The 13,205-nt window shown below is 64.8% G+C and carries 16 protein-coding genes and 1 pseudogene; 9 read left to right on the plus strand and 8 right to left on the minus strand.

Annotated features, from left to right (window positions below; all coding sequences use genetic code 11):
- Positions 1 to 4: 4 nt before the first annotated feature.
- The 4 genes from NS1_RS14720 to NS1_RS42630 all read right to left on the minus strand — a co-directional run bounded on the left by NS1_RS14720 (position 5) and on the right by NS1_RS42630 (position 1,977).
- Complete coding sequence (locus NS1_RS14720) at positions 5 to 769, minus strand: sulfotransferase family protein (protein WP_062985092.1); 765 nt, start codon at positions 767 to 769, stop codon at positions 5 to 7.
- Entirely contained in the window at positions 766 to 1,344 is a 579-nt protein-coding gene (gene cysC / locus NS1_RS14725; RefSeq protein ID WP_062985093.1) for an adenylyl-sulfate kinase, read from the minus strand. The genes NS1_RS14720 and cysC overlap by 4 nt, the downstream gene beginning before the upstream one ends.
- Before the next feature lie 138 nt (positions 1,345 to 1,482).
- Positions 1,483 to 1,647, minus strand: a complete 165-nt coding sequence (locus tag NS1_RS42625) for a hypothetical protein (protein ID WP_444980727.1) — start codon at positions 1,645 to 1,647, stop codon at positions 1,483 to 1,485.
- A gap of 12 nt (positions 1,648 to 1,659) precedes the next feature.
- Positions 1,660 to 1,977, minus strand: coding sequence for a GtrA domain-containing protein (locus NS1_RS42630; RefSeq protein WP_444980728.1), 318 nt, complete (start codon positions 1,975 to 1,977; stop codon positions 1,660 to 1,662).
- Between the two features lie 164 nt (positions 1,978 to 2,141).
- Between NS1_RS42630 and NS1_RS14735 the strand changes: the two genes are divergently transcribed.
- Both NS1_RS14735 and NS1_RS14740 read left to right on the plus strand, forming a co-directional pair.
- On the plus strand, positions 2,142 to 2,321 hold the full coding sequence (locus NS1_RS14735; RefSeq protein ID WP_056821658.1) for a hypothetical protein: 180 nt from the start codon (positions 2,142 to 2,144) through the stop codon (positions 2,319 to 2,321).
- A 95-nt stretch (positions 2,322 to 2,416) separates the two neighbouring features.
- A complete protein-coding gene (locus NS1_RS14740) occupies positions 2,417 to 2,878 on the plus strand; it encodes a DUF8821 family protein (protein WP_062985094.1) in 462 nt (153 codons plus the stop codon).
- Positions 2,879 to 2,993: 115 nt separating this feature from the next.
- On the opposite strand, the gene NS1_RS14745 is transcribed toward NS1_RS14740, so the two are convergent.
- Positions 2,994 to 3,479: an NUDIX hydrolase gene (locus NS1_RS14745; RefSeq protein ID WP_062985095.1), complete on the minus strand. Its 486-nt coding sequence runs from the start codon at positions 3,477 to 3,479 to the stop codon at positions 2,994 to 2,996.
- 203 nt (positions 3,480 to 3,682) lie between these two features.
- On the opposite strand from NS1_RS14745, the gene NS1_RS14750 reads away from it, so the two are divergent.
- Together NS1_RS14750 and NS1_RS14755 are read left to right on the plus strand one after the other, a co-directional pair.
- On the plus strand, positions 3,683 to 4,300 hold the full coding sequence (locus NS1_RS14750) for a TetR/AcrR family transcriptional regulator (protein WP_169812779.1): 618 nt from the start codon (positions 3,683 to 3,685) through the stop codon (positions 4,298 to 4,300).
- Positions 4,301 to 4,469: 169 nt separating this feature from the next.
- Entirely contained in the window at positions 4,470 to 5,993 is a 1,524-nt protein-coding gene (locus NS1_RS14755) for a cellulase family glycosylhydrolase (RefSeq protein ID WP_084503754.1), read from the plus strand.
- Between the two features lie 50 nt (positions 5,994 to 6,043).
- On the opposite strand, the gene NS1_RS14760 is transcribed toward NS1_RS14755, so the two are convergent.
- Positions 6,044 to 6,670: a TetR/AcrR family transcriptional regulator gene (locus NS1_RS14760; protein ID WP_062985102.1), complete on the minus strand. Its 627-nt coding sequence runs from the start codon at positions 6,668 to 6,670 to the stop codon at positions 6,044 to 6,046.
- A gap of 35 nt (positions 6,671 to 6,705) precedes the next feature.
- On the opposite strand from NS1_RS14760, the gene NS1_RS14765 reads away from it, so the two are divergent.
- The 3 genes from NS1_RS14765 to NS1_RS14775 all read left to right on the plus strand — a co-directional run bounded on the left by NS1_RS14765 (position 6,706) and on the right by NS1_RS14775 (position 10,814).
- Positions 6,706 to 8,151, plus strand: coding sequence for a serine hydrolase domain-containing protein (locus tag NS1_RS14765; protein WP_084503737.1), 1,446 nt, complete (start codon positions 6,706 to 6,708; stop codon positions 8,149 to 8,151).
- Positions 8,152 to 8,566: 415 nt separating this feature from the next.
- A complete protein-coding gene (locus tag NS1_RS14770) occupies positions 8,567 to 9,103 on the plus strand; it encodes a hypothetical protein (RefSeq protein ID WP_235569840.1) in 537 nt (178 codons plus the stop codon).
- Between the two features lie 145 nt (positions 9,104 to 9,248).
- Positions 9,249 to 10,814, plus strand: coding sequence for an MFS transporter (locus NS1_RS14775; RefSeq protein WP_373864337.1), 1,566 nt, complete (start codon positions 9,249 to 9,251; stop codon positions 10,812 to 10,814).
- A 21-nt stretch (positions 10,815 to 10,835) separates the two neighbouring features.
- On the opposite strand, the gene NS1_RS14780 is transcribed toward NS1_RS14775, so the two are convergent.
- Entirely contained in the window at positions 10,836 to 11,282 is a 447-nt protein-coding gene (locus tag NS1_RS14780) for a DUF7144 family membrane protein (RefSeq protein ID WP_056821646.1), read from the minus strand.
- 197 nt (positions 11,283 to 11,479) lie between these two features.
- Complete coding sequence (locus tag NS1_RS14785; RefSeq protein WP_157125218.1) at positions 11,480 to 11,890, minus strand: DUF7144 family membrane protein; 411 nt, start codon at positions 11,888 to 11,890, stop codon at positions 11,480 to 11,482.
- A gap of 208 nt (positions 11,891 to 12,098) precedes the next feature.
- On the opposite strand from NS1_RS14785, the gene NS1_RS14790 reads away from it, so the two are divergent.
- Together NS1_RS14790 and NS1_RS14795 are read left to right on the plus strand one after the other, a co-directional pair.
- Entirely contained in the window at positions 12,099 to 12,608 is a 510-nt protein-coding gene (locus NS1_RS14790) for a DUF1269 domain-containing protein (RefSeq protein ID WP_062985111.1), read from the plus strand.
- A gap of 208 nt (positions 12,609 to 12,816) precedes the next feature.
- Positions 12,817 to 13,095, plus strand: a pseudogene (locus NS1_RS14795) (bile acid:sodium symporter family protein); the annotation flags it as partial.
- Between the last annotated feature and the right edge of the window lie 110 nt (positions 13,096 to 13,205).

The following is a 13,205-nucleotide window of genomic DNA, read 5'->3' on the forward strand; positions in this document are numbered from 1 at the left end:
GCGTCTACCGACTAGCCGGATAGCCCCATTCTCGGCACGCCGACTTCAGCGCGTCCGGGACGTCCGGGTCGGTGGGCAGCGGGCGCGCCGGCTGGATGACGCCGGAGCGGATGGTCTCGCTCCAGTCGCCGATACCCCGGACATAGCTTCCGTGGTCGAATCGGCCGTAGTCCAGCATCGAGGGCTGCCACTCCACATCGAGGAAGCGGCACAACCCGCGCACGGTCTCCTCGGGGCGGTGGGTCAGGTCCTCGTAGCGAACCTCGTGGCCGTCGAGCGCCGCACGGGCCTCGTTCATCGCCGCGACGAATTCCAAAGTCCTTCGCACCGGGTCGATTTCACGACGATCCGCCCAGGCACGGCCCAAGGAGTCGGCGATCTGCGTCGGGTGGCGCAGGAGGAACACGTAGCGGGCATCGGGCCAGCACGCGGCGATCCGTCGCCAGGTCAGCACGCTGCTCGTCGTCTTGTTGACCATCCGGTCCTTACCGCTGCGTTCCAGTTCGTGGTGCAGGAGGCGGTCCCAGAGCAGATGTTCCAGCTCACGGATCGTCAGGCCGAGCGCGTCCAGCGAGATACTCGCGTAGCGCTCGGTGATGTCGTCGGCGGTCCACTCGATTTCCTGGACGGTCAGCAGATTCAGGTGCAGTTCGTGCGGGGCGTGGATGCGTGAATGGCTGTTCAGCACCGAACGCAGCAGGGTGGAACCGGATCGGGGCGCGGACAGGATGAAGATCGGCGCCGGCACGAGGCGGGTTGCCTGCTTCACGGTTGTCGGCTCGGTACAGGGGCGGCGAACAGACCTCGTCGGATCAGGAGTTCGAGCACGCGATCGGTGGACTCGGCGACCGTCTCGGCAGCGGTGTCTATCCGCAGCTGGGGGAGCAGCGGGTCCTCGTAGGCCGCATCGACCCCGGTGAGCTGGGTCAGCTCGCCCCGTGCCCGGCGCGCGTACAGCCCTTTGACATCGCGCTGCTCGCAGTCCGAGAGCGCGGTGGCGACGTGGACCTCGGCGAAGTCGAGGCCGGCGTCATCGTGGCGGGCCCGCATCAGCGCACGATCGGCGGCGTACGGAGCGATGGCCGCAACGAGAACGAGCACGCCGTGGCCGGCCAGCATCACCGCGAGGGTGGTGATCCTGCCGAGATTGCGCTTGCGGTCGTCGGGGGCCAGGCCGAGTTCGGGCCACAGCCGCCCGCGCATGTCATCGCCATCGAGTACTTCGACTGGATACCCGGCGTCCGCCACGCGGTGCCGGGTGGCGGTGGCGAGGGTGGTCTTTCCCGAACTGGGCAGCCCGGTCAGTAGAACTGTTCCGCCCGGTCCGCAGGGCCCGTCATTCATCAGACATTTCTGACAGGGCGAAATTATGCGGGGGTATCGATTGCGGTATCGACGCGTAAACGGCTGCTGCCCAAAGGAATTCGTCCTGGGACGATAACGGATACGGTGCCACTGATAACGAATCAGCGCAGCTCGAGCCTAATTTCCGAAGACGAAACTGCGCAGGACCAGGAATCGCAGCCCGCCCACCACGGCCATGACAGCGAGCACGGCGCCCGCCTGCGCGGTCTCGCCGAGGCCCGGCGCCAGGAAATCCAGTCCGGCCAACGCCGCCGTGCTGATGCCGAGGCCGAGCAGCGCCAACCCGCCGCCCTCCTACTGCGCGGTGAACCCGCCGACCCTGCTTCCCGCCCGGAAGGTGAGTTGCCGGTGCAATTCGTTGGCGATCACCGTGCTCACCATCGATCCGGCGACATTGGCGACCAGTGGGCCGCTGCCGTGCATGGTCAGGAACAGCAGCACATAGGCGATGTTGCTGGCCCCGCCGACCAGGGCGAAGCGGATCAGCTGGGCGAAGGTGTGATCGCCGCGCAGGTATCGCAGGACGAGATCGATGCGTGGCCGAGGACCTGTCCAACCGGTGTAGACGCTGGTGGGGAGCATTCCCGGACGGGTGATCTGCGGTGCGGTCATGTTCGTTCCGATCAAGCGTGCGGAGGTCGGCGGGGTGCCTGGCAACGCTTATGACTATACGTAGATGTATACGTATATACAAGAGGCGGCGACCCCTGCGTGCGTTTCCAGACCGCGTCGTAATCGGCATGGCACCCGCAGCGCGGTCGGCGGACACTGGAGTGATGGTTGACAGGGAGCAACGCACGCCCTTCTACGGAGTGGTGCTGATTCTGGTAGCGCTGGGAGCGGCGATGGCGGTCAGTTATTACGGGCCGACCTGGGTCCGTGTCACCGTCTACATCCTGGCGGTGATGGGTATCCTGGTCGGCGGCGTCATGACATTCCGGGACTACTCGCACTGACGCTGCGCTGCGATGCGCGCCTCGGTTCGGCGGGGCGCGAGGTTCGACGATGTCGATGCTGCCGGTGACGTGATGGACCCTCTGAGGAGTTCGCTGTGGCCTATACCGTGGATTTCGCAACCGTGTCGACCCAGGGTCTGGAGTCGTCGCCGGTCGTGGACGCGCTCGCCGGATTGCGGGCGAACGAGGCTCGGTACTTCAAGAACAAATACGATCACGTCTTCACGGTGGAGCCCGCGAGCGAGGCGACATCGGCCGTCGACTGGGTGAGCCGGATACTCGCGGACGAACGTGACATCGTGATCTCCTCTCGCCCGCTGGAGGCCACGGCTTTCCAGGTCGAGAACCTTCGGATCGCCTACGTCTTCTACGAGAGCGGTCTGTCGATCAATGTCATGTACTCGATCGACGACGCGAAGAAGCGGGCGGTCGGGTTCAAGCTCAGCGAGGGCATGGAAGTGCCCGCCGAGCTCGACTCGTTCAAGTTCGCGCGGCAGAAGTCGAAGCTCGCGGGCACCATTCGCGGCTCCTACTTCGTCATCAAGCACGAGTACTGACTGACGAAACGGACGCCTCCCGGGAGCAGCTCGAGGAACTGCGCGCGAAGGTGCAGTCCAGTTCCCCGGTGGGGCACACGTTGCGCAACGCGGTGCCGCTCGACGTGACCCTCGTCTAGGTGTACTGACCCGGGTTGCTCGGCCGAGTCACGTTTCCGTCGGCCGGCTTGGTTCGCCACAGCTCGATCCCGATGTCCACCAGATCGACTCGGTCGAGGTGGGCGACATCGTCGAGCGGGTGCCAGGCGGCGAGGTCGGTCGAGCCATTGGTTTCGTGGCGGAGTTCCCCGGTGGTGATCCGACCTTCGTACACGATCCGTAGGCCGTGGAAGTCCGCGAATTCACCTCCGGCGCGCGGATATCGATGGTTGACCGAGTCGATACCCAGAAGCTCGACGACCTCGACGAGGTATCCGGTCTCCTCGTCGACCTCTCGAACAGCGGTGGCGATCGGATCCTCGCCGTGGTGCATTCCACCGCCCGGCAACGTCCACTGTTTGGCGCCGTCGGGCGACACCCACCTGGCGAGCAGCAACTCGACGACACCGGCGACTTCTCGCACGCAGATGGCGTAGGCGGCGACCCGCAACTCTCTGCTCACTCCGAGAGGCTACTTCGTCCTGGTTCGCGGAGGTCGCGAATCCGGCGACGGCGAAACACGCGGTGGCAGCCGACTTCTCGGAGGCCGTGGCTACGGGGCGATCTGTGGCTCCTTGCTCATCAACCGAGATCGCAGGCCGGTGGGAGGTGGACGTAGTGTGTTGGTCGCGTCCTGCCCTGTCGAGTCCGATGGAGAGATCAACGTTGCCGAGACTCACTCGCGCCGAAAGCGTGCAACGGACCCGTGCCGCGCTACTGAGCGCGGCCGAGGATGTGTTCGCGGACAAGGGATTCGCCGATGCCGCGCTGGACGACATCGCCGAACGCGCCGGATTCTCCCGCGGCGCGGTGTACGCGAACTTCGCTAACAAGACCGATCTGTTCCTGGCGCTGCTCGACAACTGGCTACAACGCGAAATCGACAACGGTACAAGGCTGACCGACTCCGGCAACACCCCGCAGCAGGATATCGATCCACTCGACGGGCAGGGCGGAAACCGGTTCGCCGACCGGAAGCGGTTCCTTCTGCTGATCGAGTTCCGGCTCTACGCTCTGCGTCATCCCGAGGTGGCCGATCGCCTGCGCGACTACGACCGAGCCACGATGGACTGGTTCGGCTCCACCGTGGAACGGGTCGCCGAGGCGTCCGGAATTCGGCTGCCCGCGCCCACCGAACAGATCGCGCTCCTCGTGCTCGCCTTGGAACACGGCATCGCCACCCTCGCCCACACCGACCCCGAGCGGATCCCGCACGACTCGTTCCTCGATGCGTTGACCCTGCTCAACCGCTCTCTCACCGCGATGGCCGCCGCCGAAAGCTGACGTCGCCCACCGGCATATCGAGCCCGCTTCGGCCTGCGGCTCGGGTCATCGTCGGGTCTTGACAACTCGGACCGACCTCCCCAAACTCATCAGCGATACGCGAGTGTATTCGGATGCCTTGGTGCATATATGCATGTCTCGCACTCGTCGACCATGAGGAGTCGTGCAGATGCGCACAGACCCGGCAACCATCGATCGCGGCAGGTCCCGTAGCGCTCGGTTGCTGCGTCGGCTCGGGCTCGTCTTGTTCGTGTTTCTGTTGCTCTCGACCGAGGCGCGCGTTGTCACCGCGGCTCCCATGGGCGCCGTGCCCCAACTCCGTCGCGACGGACGGTGGCTGGTCGATCACTACGGTCGGGTCGTCATCGTGCACGGGGTCAACCTGGTCTGGAAGCAGGCGCCGTATGTGCCGCCCGACACCGCCGAAGGCTTCACCGCGGCCGACGCCGCCTGGCTGGCCGAGCACGGTTTCAACGGCGCGCGGATCGGAACCCTGTGGGCGGGAGTCACTCCCACTGCGCCAGGAGTGGTCGACAACGACTACCTGGACAGCTGGGACCGCGTCGTCGGACAACTGGCCGCGAACCGAATCTGGACACAGTTCGACTTCCACCAGGACCAGTGGCACGAAATCTACGGTGGTGAAGGCGTACCGCAGTGGGCGGTGCGACGGCCGGCTGCGTTCGGGCCCTTTCCGGTGACGACAGCCGAATTCCCCTGGGGTTACTGGTTGCCCGAGCAATCCGCGCTCTGGGACGACTTCTGGGCCAACCGCAACGGACTGCTCGACGGCTGGGCTCAGGCGTGGCAGGCGGTGGCCCAACGCTGGCGAGATCAGCCCTACTCCATGGGATATGACCTGCTGAACGAGCCGTGGGCCGGATCCGAGTTCGCCGAGTGCGCGATCACCGGATGCGCCCAGCACTACCGCACCGAACTACAACCGGCGATGGACCGCGTCCGCGCCGCGATCAGGCAGGTCGATCCGTCCGGCATCGTCTGGTACGAACCCCAGCAGCTCGCGGGCGGACGTGATGTCGCGACCTTCTTCGAGCCGATCGCCGACGATCCACAGATCGGCTACTCCTGGCACAACTATTGCCCCCAGATCTTCCTGCAATCGCAAGGTCTGCCCGGCACCGACGCCGAAGGCTGCCTCGCCTACAGCGGTCAGGCGCAAGAACGCGCCCTGCATCAGGCCGACCGCATGGGCGCGGTAGGACTGATGACCGAATTCGGTGCGACAGACAATATCCGGGCACTCGCCATCGACACCGCCGCCGCCGACCAGGCACTGACCGGCTGGATGCACTGGGCCTACAAACACTGGAACGACCCCACCACCGCCGACACCGCCCAGGGCCTGTTCACCGCGGACGGTGAGCTCTCCTCGACCAAGCCCGACAAGCTACGCACCCTGGTCCGCACCTATCCCCAAGCCACCGCGGGCATTCCGCGCTCGCTGTCCTTCGACGCGGCAACCGGAGAATTCCACTACGCCTACGACCCCGCCCTGATGCGAGCCCCGACCGAGATCTTCATCAGCCCCCTGCACTACCCGAACGGACCGGAGATCACCGTCGAGGGCGGACACGCGAGCACAGTCGGCCCGGACCATCTGGTGCGCATCGAGTCCGACACCACGACGCCGATCTCGGTGACGATCCGCGATCGGGGCCAAGGCCCGCGCTGAGCCGACCAGCCGTCTCCTGGGACGTATGCGGGCGGCCGTTCTCGGCGGCCCTAGTCGAAGTGGCCGCAGCGGCCGGTGAAGACGGTCGAAATCACCGGTCGCAGAACGGTATCCAGCACAGCGGGGTCGGAGGCGGCTGATTCGATCGACAGAATGTCGCCCAGTCCGCGGGTGGCGGAGGTGATCATCGTTGCGGCGGCGGCGCTGTCGACCTCGGCGTTCACCTCGCCGCATTCCTTGCCGTTCCGGATGGCGGTGGCGATCCTGCCGTGCAGTTCGTGATGGGCTCGCTGCGCGATCCGGGCCAGCTCCGGATTGTTCAGTGAAAGGGTCCACAGGCTGCGATCGACCCGGAACTCCACCTTTCGTTCGGCGTCGAGTGGCAGTAGTTCGGCCAAGCCTGCCAGCAGCATCGCCGAAATCGGCTGCCCGGCCGCTTCGCCGGCGCTGATGTGTTGCGCGACCCGGTCGGCGCTGCGACGCAGGCAGTCCTCGTACGAGAATCGCAGCAGCTCGTCCTTGTTGGCGAAGTAGTGCTGGATCAACCCGACCGAGATCCCCGCGTCGGCCGCCACTTTGCTGAACGTCACCCGAGACAGCCCCTCCTCGGCCAGCAGCCGCTGGAAGGCGTGCGTCATCAGCGTGCGTCGTTGGTCGTGATCGGCAACTCGAGGCATGGACAACAATATACTCATATGGTTATCGTTCCAATATGACGATATTGGAACGATGGCCGGTGCTGCTGCTCTCGATGCTGGTGCTCATCGGTTGCGCGCCCGCTCCGGATGCGGTCGTGGGCGGTTCCGGTCCGAGCTCTGATTCGGACGAGTTCGTGCGCGAGCGGATGGCCGCGCTGCGGATTCCCGGGGCCGCGTACGCGGTGGTCGACCGGGCGGGGATACGGCATGCCGGAACTTTCGGCACCGATGGCTCGGGCGCGCAGGTCACCCGGGGGACCGCGTTCCTGTGGGGTTCTGTGGCCAAGCCGGTGACAGCGCGTTTGGTTTCGACGATGGTGGCGGCAGGGGAGTTGCGCCTCGACGAACCGGTGACCACCTATCTGCCGTCGTTCCGAACCGGCGATGCTGCGCTATCGGCGCGAATCACCGTGCGGCACTTGCTGAACCAGACAAGCGGCTTGCCGACGTCGACAACCTATACCGATCGAACCGACGCGCACCTCAGACCGGGTGACGTGGTCACCGAGCTCGCCCACGAGTCGCTGACCGCTGAACCCGGTGTCGCACATCGCTATTCGAGTACAAATTATCTGTTGCTCGGTGCCGTGGTCGAGTCGGTCACCGGTCGACCTTTCACGGAGGTGCTCGCCGAGCGCGTGCTCGAACCACTCGGTATGCGCACCGCTGTCACGTCCGCGGAACAGGCGACCGCCGTGGTTCCCGACGGGCATCGCTTCGTCTTCGGCAGGCCGGTGCCGTTCGCCACGCCGTTCGACCCGGCCGGGGTGGCCTATGGCTATCTCGGCGGCACACTCGACGATCTCGCCGCTTTCGCACGGGCGAGTCTGGGTGACGGCACCGTGCTGGACGAGGTGGTGCCCACCGGTGACGGGAGGAGCTATGGCCTCGGCTGGCGTCACTGGACCGTCGACGGCACCGACATCCCGATGGTCTGGCATGGCGGTGCCGCGCCCGGCTATGCGGCCCACGTCATCTTGCTGCCGGACCACGCCGTCGTCGTCACCGCGAACGCCTATGGAAAGTTCCAGGAGGCCGCACTGCTCGATATCGGGTTCGGGATCGCGGCGCGCACGCTCGGGCATGAGTCTGCGGTGGCCCCGGTCGAACGCTCCTACCAGGCGATTCTCATCGGCCTCGGCGCATCGGTGGCCATCGGCATCGCCGCGGTGGTTCGCGGTATCCAGCTGCTCGTCCACCCGAAAGCGGTGTCGCGACAGCGGGCGGCCGCGAACTTCACCCTCTGGCTGCTCGTGATCGGTGGGGCCCTGGCGGGTCTCGGCATCGCACTGCCGACCGCCGCGGGGGTCGAACTGACCCAACTCGTTCTGTGGGCTCCGGATATCGCAGGCTTGGTGTTCACGATCCTTGCGATCGGCGCACTGGTGCTGCCGCTGCGACTTGCTGTCGCATTGTCGTCTGCCGGGCTGATCGGCCCCACACAGAACAGTCCCCGGTAGTCTCCATCGAAACCATGAGCTCAGTCGTCGCTGATACTCCGGTATTCGATTGGCTTGCCGGGGGCTTAGCCAGATCCTGAAAACGACGTCACTACGGTCGGCAAACGTCTCCGTCGGCAGTGTGGCTCATTTCCGGTGTTCCGGTATCCCTCCAGTCTTCTCCTGATTCGCTCGATGTCAATACCTCGGCACTACTGAATACGGCCGAAATTATCGGCGCAAAGGAGACCGTCCATCGCATTGTGCGGATCGTCGCTTCGGAGGACAGTAGATGTGTCCGGTGGCGCCCACCGGGGCGCCACCCTTCCTGAAAGTAGGAGGTGGCCCCGTGTACGCACGTTCCAGCACATTTGCGGCCCAGCGGTCGTCGATCGACCGCGGAATCGCATACCTCCATAACACGATGATGCCGAATATGCCCGACCTCCACGGGTGGGTGGGTATGTCGCTGATGGTGGACAGGGCGACAGGCCGATGCATCGCCACCACCGCGTGGGAATCCGAGACCGCGATGCACGACAGCAGTATGCGCATCCGATCACTGCGTGATGGTCTGGCCGAGGCATTGAACGGCTCGGTCGACAGTATCGAGGAATGGGAAGTCGCGGTCATGCACCGCGATCACCTGGCCGGCGCGAGTGCCTGCACCCGCTGCACCTGGATCCAGGTCGATCCGGCCGGAGTCGACTTGGCGATCCAGACGTTCAAGTCCGGTCTGCTGCCGGAGCTGGAGAAGATCGAAGGATTCCGCAGCGCCAGCCTGTTCGTCGACCGGGCAACCGGGCGAGGAGTGGGATCGACCGTCTGGTCGAGCCGAGAGGAATTGGACAACAGTCGCCCCCACGTGGATCGACTGCGGGACGCGGCGACCCGCGTGATGAGAGCCGAAGTTCTCGAGGTGGCCGAGTTCAGACTCGGCTTCGCGCACCTGCGAGTTCCCGAGCTGGTGTAGACCGCCAGACATCCGGCCGGGCAGCGGCAACTCCCGGCCGGCCTTCGGGCACTGGATCCGAATCCGATCGACTCGGCGGCCGTGGTCGATTTTCAGGAGTACGTCACGACTGCCGGGACGGCGGGCTTCGATGAGCGATGGATCGATGAACAACGATTCGGCTGGGCAGGCGCACACTCAACGTCTACTGGCGGCGCTGCTGGCGATGGCGATGTTCGTGCTCGTCGTCGATACATCGCTGATGAACGTGTCGATCTCGGCGGTGGTTCACGATCTCGACACCACTGTCAGCGGGGTCCAAGCGGCGATCGCATTGGAAGCGCTGGTTTCGGCCGCGTTCATCCTGATCGGCGGCAAAGTAGGCGATCTGATCGGACGCAAGCGGGCCTACGCGCTCGGTCTGATCGGCTATGCGGTGGGGGCGTCGGCGATGGCGTTCGCGCAGAGCCTGGTCGCGATCGTCATCTTCTGGGCCGTGCTCGGCGGGATCGGTGCGTCGCTGCTGTTGCCCGCCATGCAATCGCTGATCCACGGCAACTTCGAAGGCGCTGCGCAGAAGAAGGTCTATGCCCTCGTCGGCGCGGCGGCTGCGATCGCGGCTGCGATCGGCCCACTGCTCGGAGGCTTCATCACCACCTACCTGTCGTGGCGCGTCGGGTTCGTGTTGGAGGTCGTCGTTATCGCGATCGTGCTGTCCGGGATGGGAATCGTCCGCGATGTGTCCTATACCGGCCCACGTGGCGTCGACATGGTCGGGGCGGTGCTGTCGGTTCTCGGCATGGGCGGGATCGTGCTGGGAATCCTGGTGTGGCAGGAGGGCGGCGAATCGGTCGGTGTGCTCCTGGCTGTCGGTGCGATCGCGCTGGCCGGGCTCGCCTATTGGCTGGTCCGGCGTAAGCGCGCGGAAAAGCCGACATTGCTCGACCCGGACTTGTTCCGATCCAAGATCTTCCGGCTGGGCATCTCGGGGCAGATGCTCCAGCAGATCGCCCTCGGCGGCACGATGATCGCCCTGCCGATCTACTTGCAGATGGTGCTCGAGTACAACGCGATGCAAGCCGGCCTGTCCATCGCACCCCTGTCGTTGAGCATGTTCGCCGTTGCGGTGCTCACCGGCAGATACGCGGGCGATCGGCCGGCGCGCAACATCATCCGGTGGGGATTCGTGCTCCTCACGATCGGGATTGTGGTGCTCATCCCGATCGTTCCACGAGCGGAATTCGGCTGGGGGCTCATAATCCCGCTCATCATCGCGGGCTCGGGGTTGGGTCTGCTGGTGTCTCAGCTCAACAACTACACATTGGCCCCCATCGAGGAGGAGCGGATCAGCGAAGCCGCAGGCGTCAATTCGGCGGCCGGGTCGTTCGGGTTGTCCTTCGGGCTGGCGTTCGCCGGTGCCATCATGCTGGCGACCTTGTCGATCACCTTCACGAGCATGGCGGAATCGAGCACGGTGCTCCCGCAGGCACAGCAGCAACAGGTGGCGCAGGCACTGGAGGACGACGCCGAGGTCATGAGCAATACCCAACTCGATCAACTGCTCGTCGACGAACCTCCGGAGATCCGTGACGAGATCATTCGCATCAACACCGACGCTCGGCCCTTCGCTCTGCAAGTGGCACTGCTGGTTCCGCTCTTGGCCGGTCTCATCGGGTTGTTCAACTCGTTCCGTATGAGGCGCGTTCCGGAAGGACTGCCGACGCCATCCTGATTCAGGTCGCGATATCGGCCGTCACGGCCGACGATGATCCCGAACTGGCTGCCAGGCGGTGACAGCCCAGATGACCACTACGCTCAGCCCGATGATCAAGAGGGACCACGCGGGATAGTAGGGCAGGGACAAGAAGTTCGCGATCATCACCAGCGCCGCGATACCCACTGCCGAGTATCGGGCCCACGCGGCGCCAGTCATCAAACCGATCGAGCAAATGATCGCGATCACACCGAGGACGACATGGATCCATCCCCACGTGGTCGCGTCGAATTCGTAGACGTAGCTGATACCGGCGACATAGAACTCGTCTTCGGCGATCGCGGCGATTCCCTCGAGGATGGAGGCGGCCGCCGTGAGGAACAGCATGATCGCGGCCAGGATGGCGATCCCCGCGGCGGCGGCTTGCCGCTCGAAGGGCTCTTCCTCGGGAACGGGACGATTGACGGAAGAATTGCGCTCGGTCATAGCAATCCCCTTGCTGCAGCGAACTTCGGACATGGGCAATCGCGCGCTCTAGTAAGGGCGGCGCCTGACTAACGGGTGATGCTCGCGATCGGAGTCGATCGCCCACTATCCGTCGATCTCGAGACGCAGCGAGTTTATCGGACACATTCCCGTCGATGCCGCGATGTTTCAGGTTCGCAACCGTCCCGGGTCATCAATCAGACTGTGCGCGGATTCCACGTCGTGACGGCCCAGATGACCACCACATCGAGCACGATGATCAGGATCGACCACGCCGGGTAGTAGGGCAGCCACAGAAAATTCGCGATGAGCGACAGCGACGCGATGACGACCGCGACAATCCGCGCCCAGGTGGCGCCGCTCATCAGGCCCACCGCGCTCAGCGCGAGGATGATTCCGCCGACGATGTGGATCCAGCCCCATGTCGTGGTGTCGAATTCATAGAGGTAGTCGATGCCGACGACGAACAGGTCGTCCTCGGCCACTGCTGCGATGCCCTGCAGAACGGACAACACGCCGACGACCAGAAGCAGAATCGCGGCGCCGATAGAAGTGCCCGCGGCGAAACCCTGCTGGACCGGATGCTCGGTTTCCGATACGTGAGCCATCATGAATCCTTCCGTAGAGGACCGACGTCCAACGTTTCTCACCGGGAGCCGCGACGGCCTCACCCGAAACGGATGAACCGGATCGCCATCGACCGGTCCGACGACTGATTTCGCGATCTCATCCCTTGCGGGTGACGACCGGTCGGCATCGGCGGGGAAGCCTTGCTTTGTGGTCGACCGACCGCGTACGCCGGAAACGGAGGATCCTATGGCAAAGACAGACGACGAAACATTCATCTATCTCGCGACCTATCCGAACGAGGCCGCCGCTCGCGCGGACTACCAGGTCGTCAAGGATCTGCACAGCGAAGGTTTGGTCGGCTCCTACGACGCGGCCGTGGTCACCAAAGACGCCAAGGGCAAGGTGCACGAGAACAAGGACGAGACAGCCACCCGCCACGGTGCCTGGGGAGGTATCGCGGCAGGCGCGGTGCTCGGTGTGATCTTCCCGCCCGCGATCCTCGCATCGGCAGCTGCCGGCGGCGTCATCGGGGCCGTCGGCGGGCACCTTGCCAAGGGCATATCGCGGTCGAAGGTCAAAGAACTCGGCGACTTCATCGATCCCGGCCAGGCGGGCCTCGTCGTCATCGGGGAGCTCAAGGTCAAAGAAGCAATCGAGAAAGCTGTGACCAGGGCAGAGAAGGAAGTCGCCGAAGAGCTCGGTGTCGCGCCCGCGGATATCGATCGGGTGCTGCAGGAGGCTGTGAAGGGGCTGTAGCTACCGGGTCGGTCGCCGCGCGACCGCCCAGGCGGCGTTCACTCGGGCGTCGATGTCGCGGTCGACCCTGCCCCTGGATAACGCGGAGTCGACCGACGGCATCGTCGTGCGCGAGCTGTGATTGCGACCTACGCCACACTCGTGTCATAGTTGCCAGCGTTGAGACGAAGTCGTCTCAACGCGCAGGACGTAGATCGAAAGAAATCACATGAGCAATTCACCATTGATCACCACCGGTCTGCCGATCGCGCTGGCGATCATCATGTTCGGCCTCGGGTTGACGTTGACCGTCCCGGATTTCCGGCGAGTGGCACGCAACCCGAAGGCGGTGGCTGTCGCGCTCGTCCTGCAGATCCTGATCCTGCCCCTGCTCGCCTTCGGACTAATCACCGCTTTCGACCTCGACCCCCTGCTCGCGGTGGGGGTGATGTTGCTGGCCGCCTCGCCAGGGGGGACCACAGCGACTCTGTTCAGCCACCTCTTCCGGATCACCAAGTGGCCCACGCGAACCAGCACCCCAGAGCCATTGCCCGTCCGCTAGGGCCGCCCAGCGATTTCGCGATTGTGGCCCCCAGAGATTCTGTCGAGCGCATGCCC

The sequence above is a fragment of the Nocardia salmonicida NBRC 13393 genome, from assembly GCF_001613085.1.
GTDB lineage: Bacteria > Actinomycetota > Actinomycetes > Mycobacteriales > Mycobacteriaceae > Nocardia > Nocardia salmonicida.

Excerpts from the sequence above, each read along its gene's own strand:
- cysC (WP_062985093.1), bottom strand. The coding sequence starts at position 1,344 with ATGAATGACGGGCCCTGCGGACCGGGCGGAACAGTTCTACTGACCGGG.
- NS1_RS42630 (WP_444980728.1), bottom strand. The coding sequence starts at position 1,977 with ATGACCGCACCGCAGATCACCCGTCCGGGAATGCTCCCCACCAGCGTC.
- NS1_RS14735 (WP_056821658.1), top strand. The coding sequence starts at position 2,142 with ATGGTTGACAGGGAGCAACGCACGCCCTTCTACGGAGTGGTGCTGATT.
- NS1_RS14755 (WP_084503754.1), top strand. The coding sequence starts at position 4,470 with ATGCGCACAGACCCGGCAACCATCGATCGCGGCAGGTCCCGTAGCGCT.
- NS1_RS14760 (WP_062985102.1), bottom strand. The coding sequence starts at position 6,670 with ATGCCTCGAGTTGCCGATCACGACCAACGACGCACGCTGATGACGCAC.
- NS1_RS14765 (WP_084503737.1), top strand. The coding sequence starts at position 6,706 with ATGACGATATTGGAACGATGGCCGGTGCTGCTGCTCTCGATGCTGGTG.
- NS1_RS14770 (WP_235569840.1), top strand. The coding sequence starts at position 8,567 with ATGCCCGACCTCCACGGGTGGGTGGGTATGTCGCTGATGGTGGACAGG.
- NS1_RS14775 (WP_373864337.1), top strand. The coding sequence starts at position 9,249 with ATGAACAACGATTCGGCTGGGCAGGCGCACACTCAACGTCTACTGGCG.
- NS1_RS14780 (WP_056821646.1), bottom strand. The coding sequence starts at position 11,282 with ATGACCGAGCGCAATTCTTCCGTCAATCGTCCCGTTCCCGAGGAAGAG.
- NS1_RS14785 (WP_157125218.1), bottom strand. The coding sequence starts at position 11,890 with ATGGCTCACGTATCGGAAACCGAGCATCCGGTCCAGCAGGGTTTCGCC.
- NS1_RS14790 (WP_062985111.1), top strand. The coding sequence starts at position 12,099 with ATGGCAAAGACAGACGACGAAACATTCATCTATCTCGCGACCTATCCG.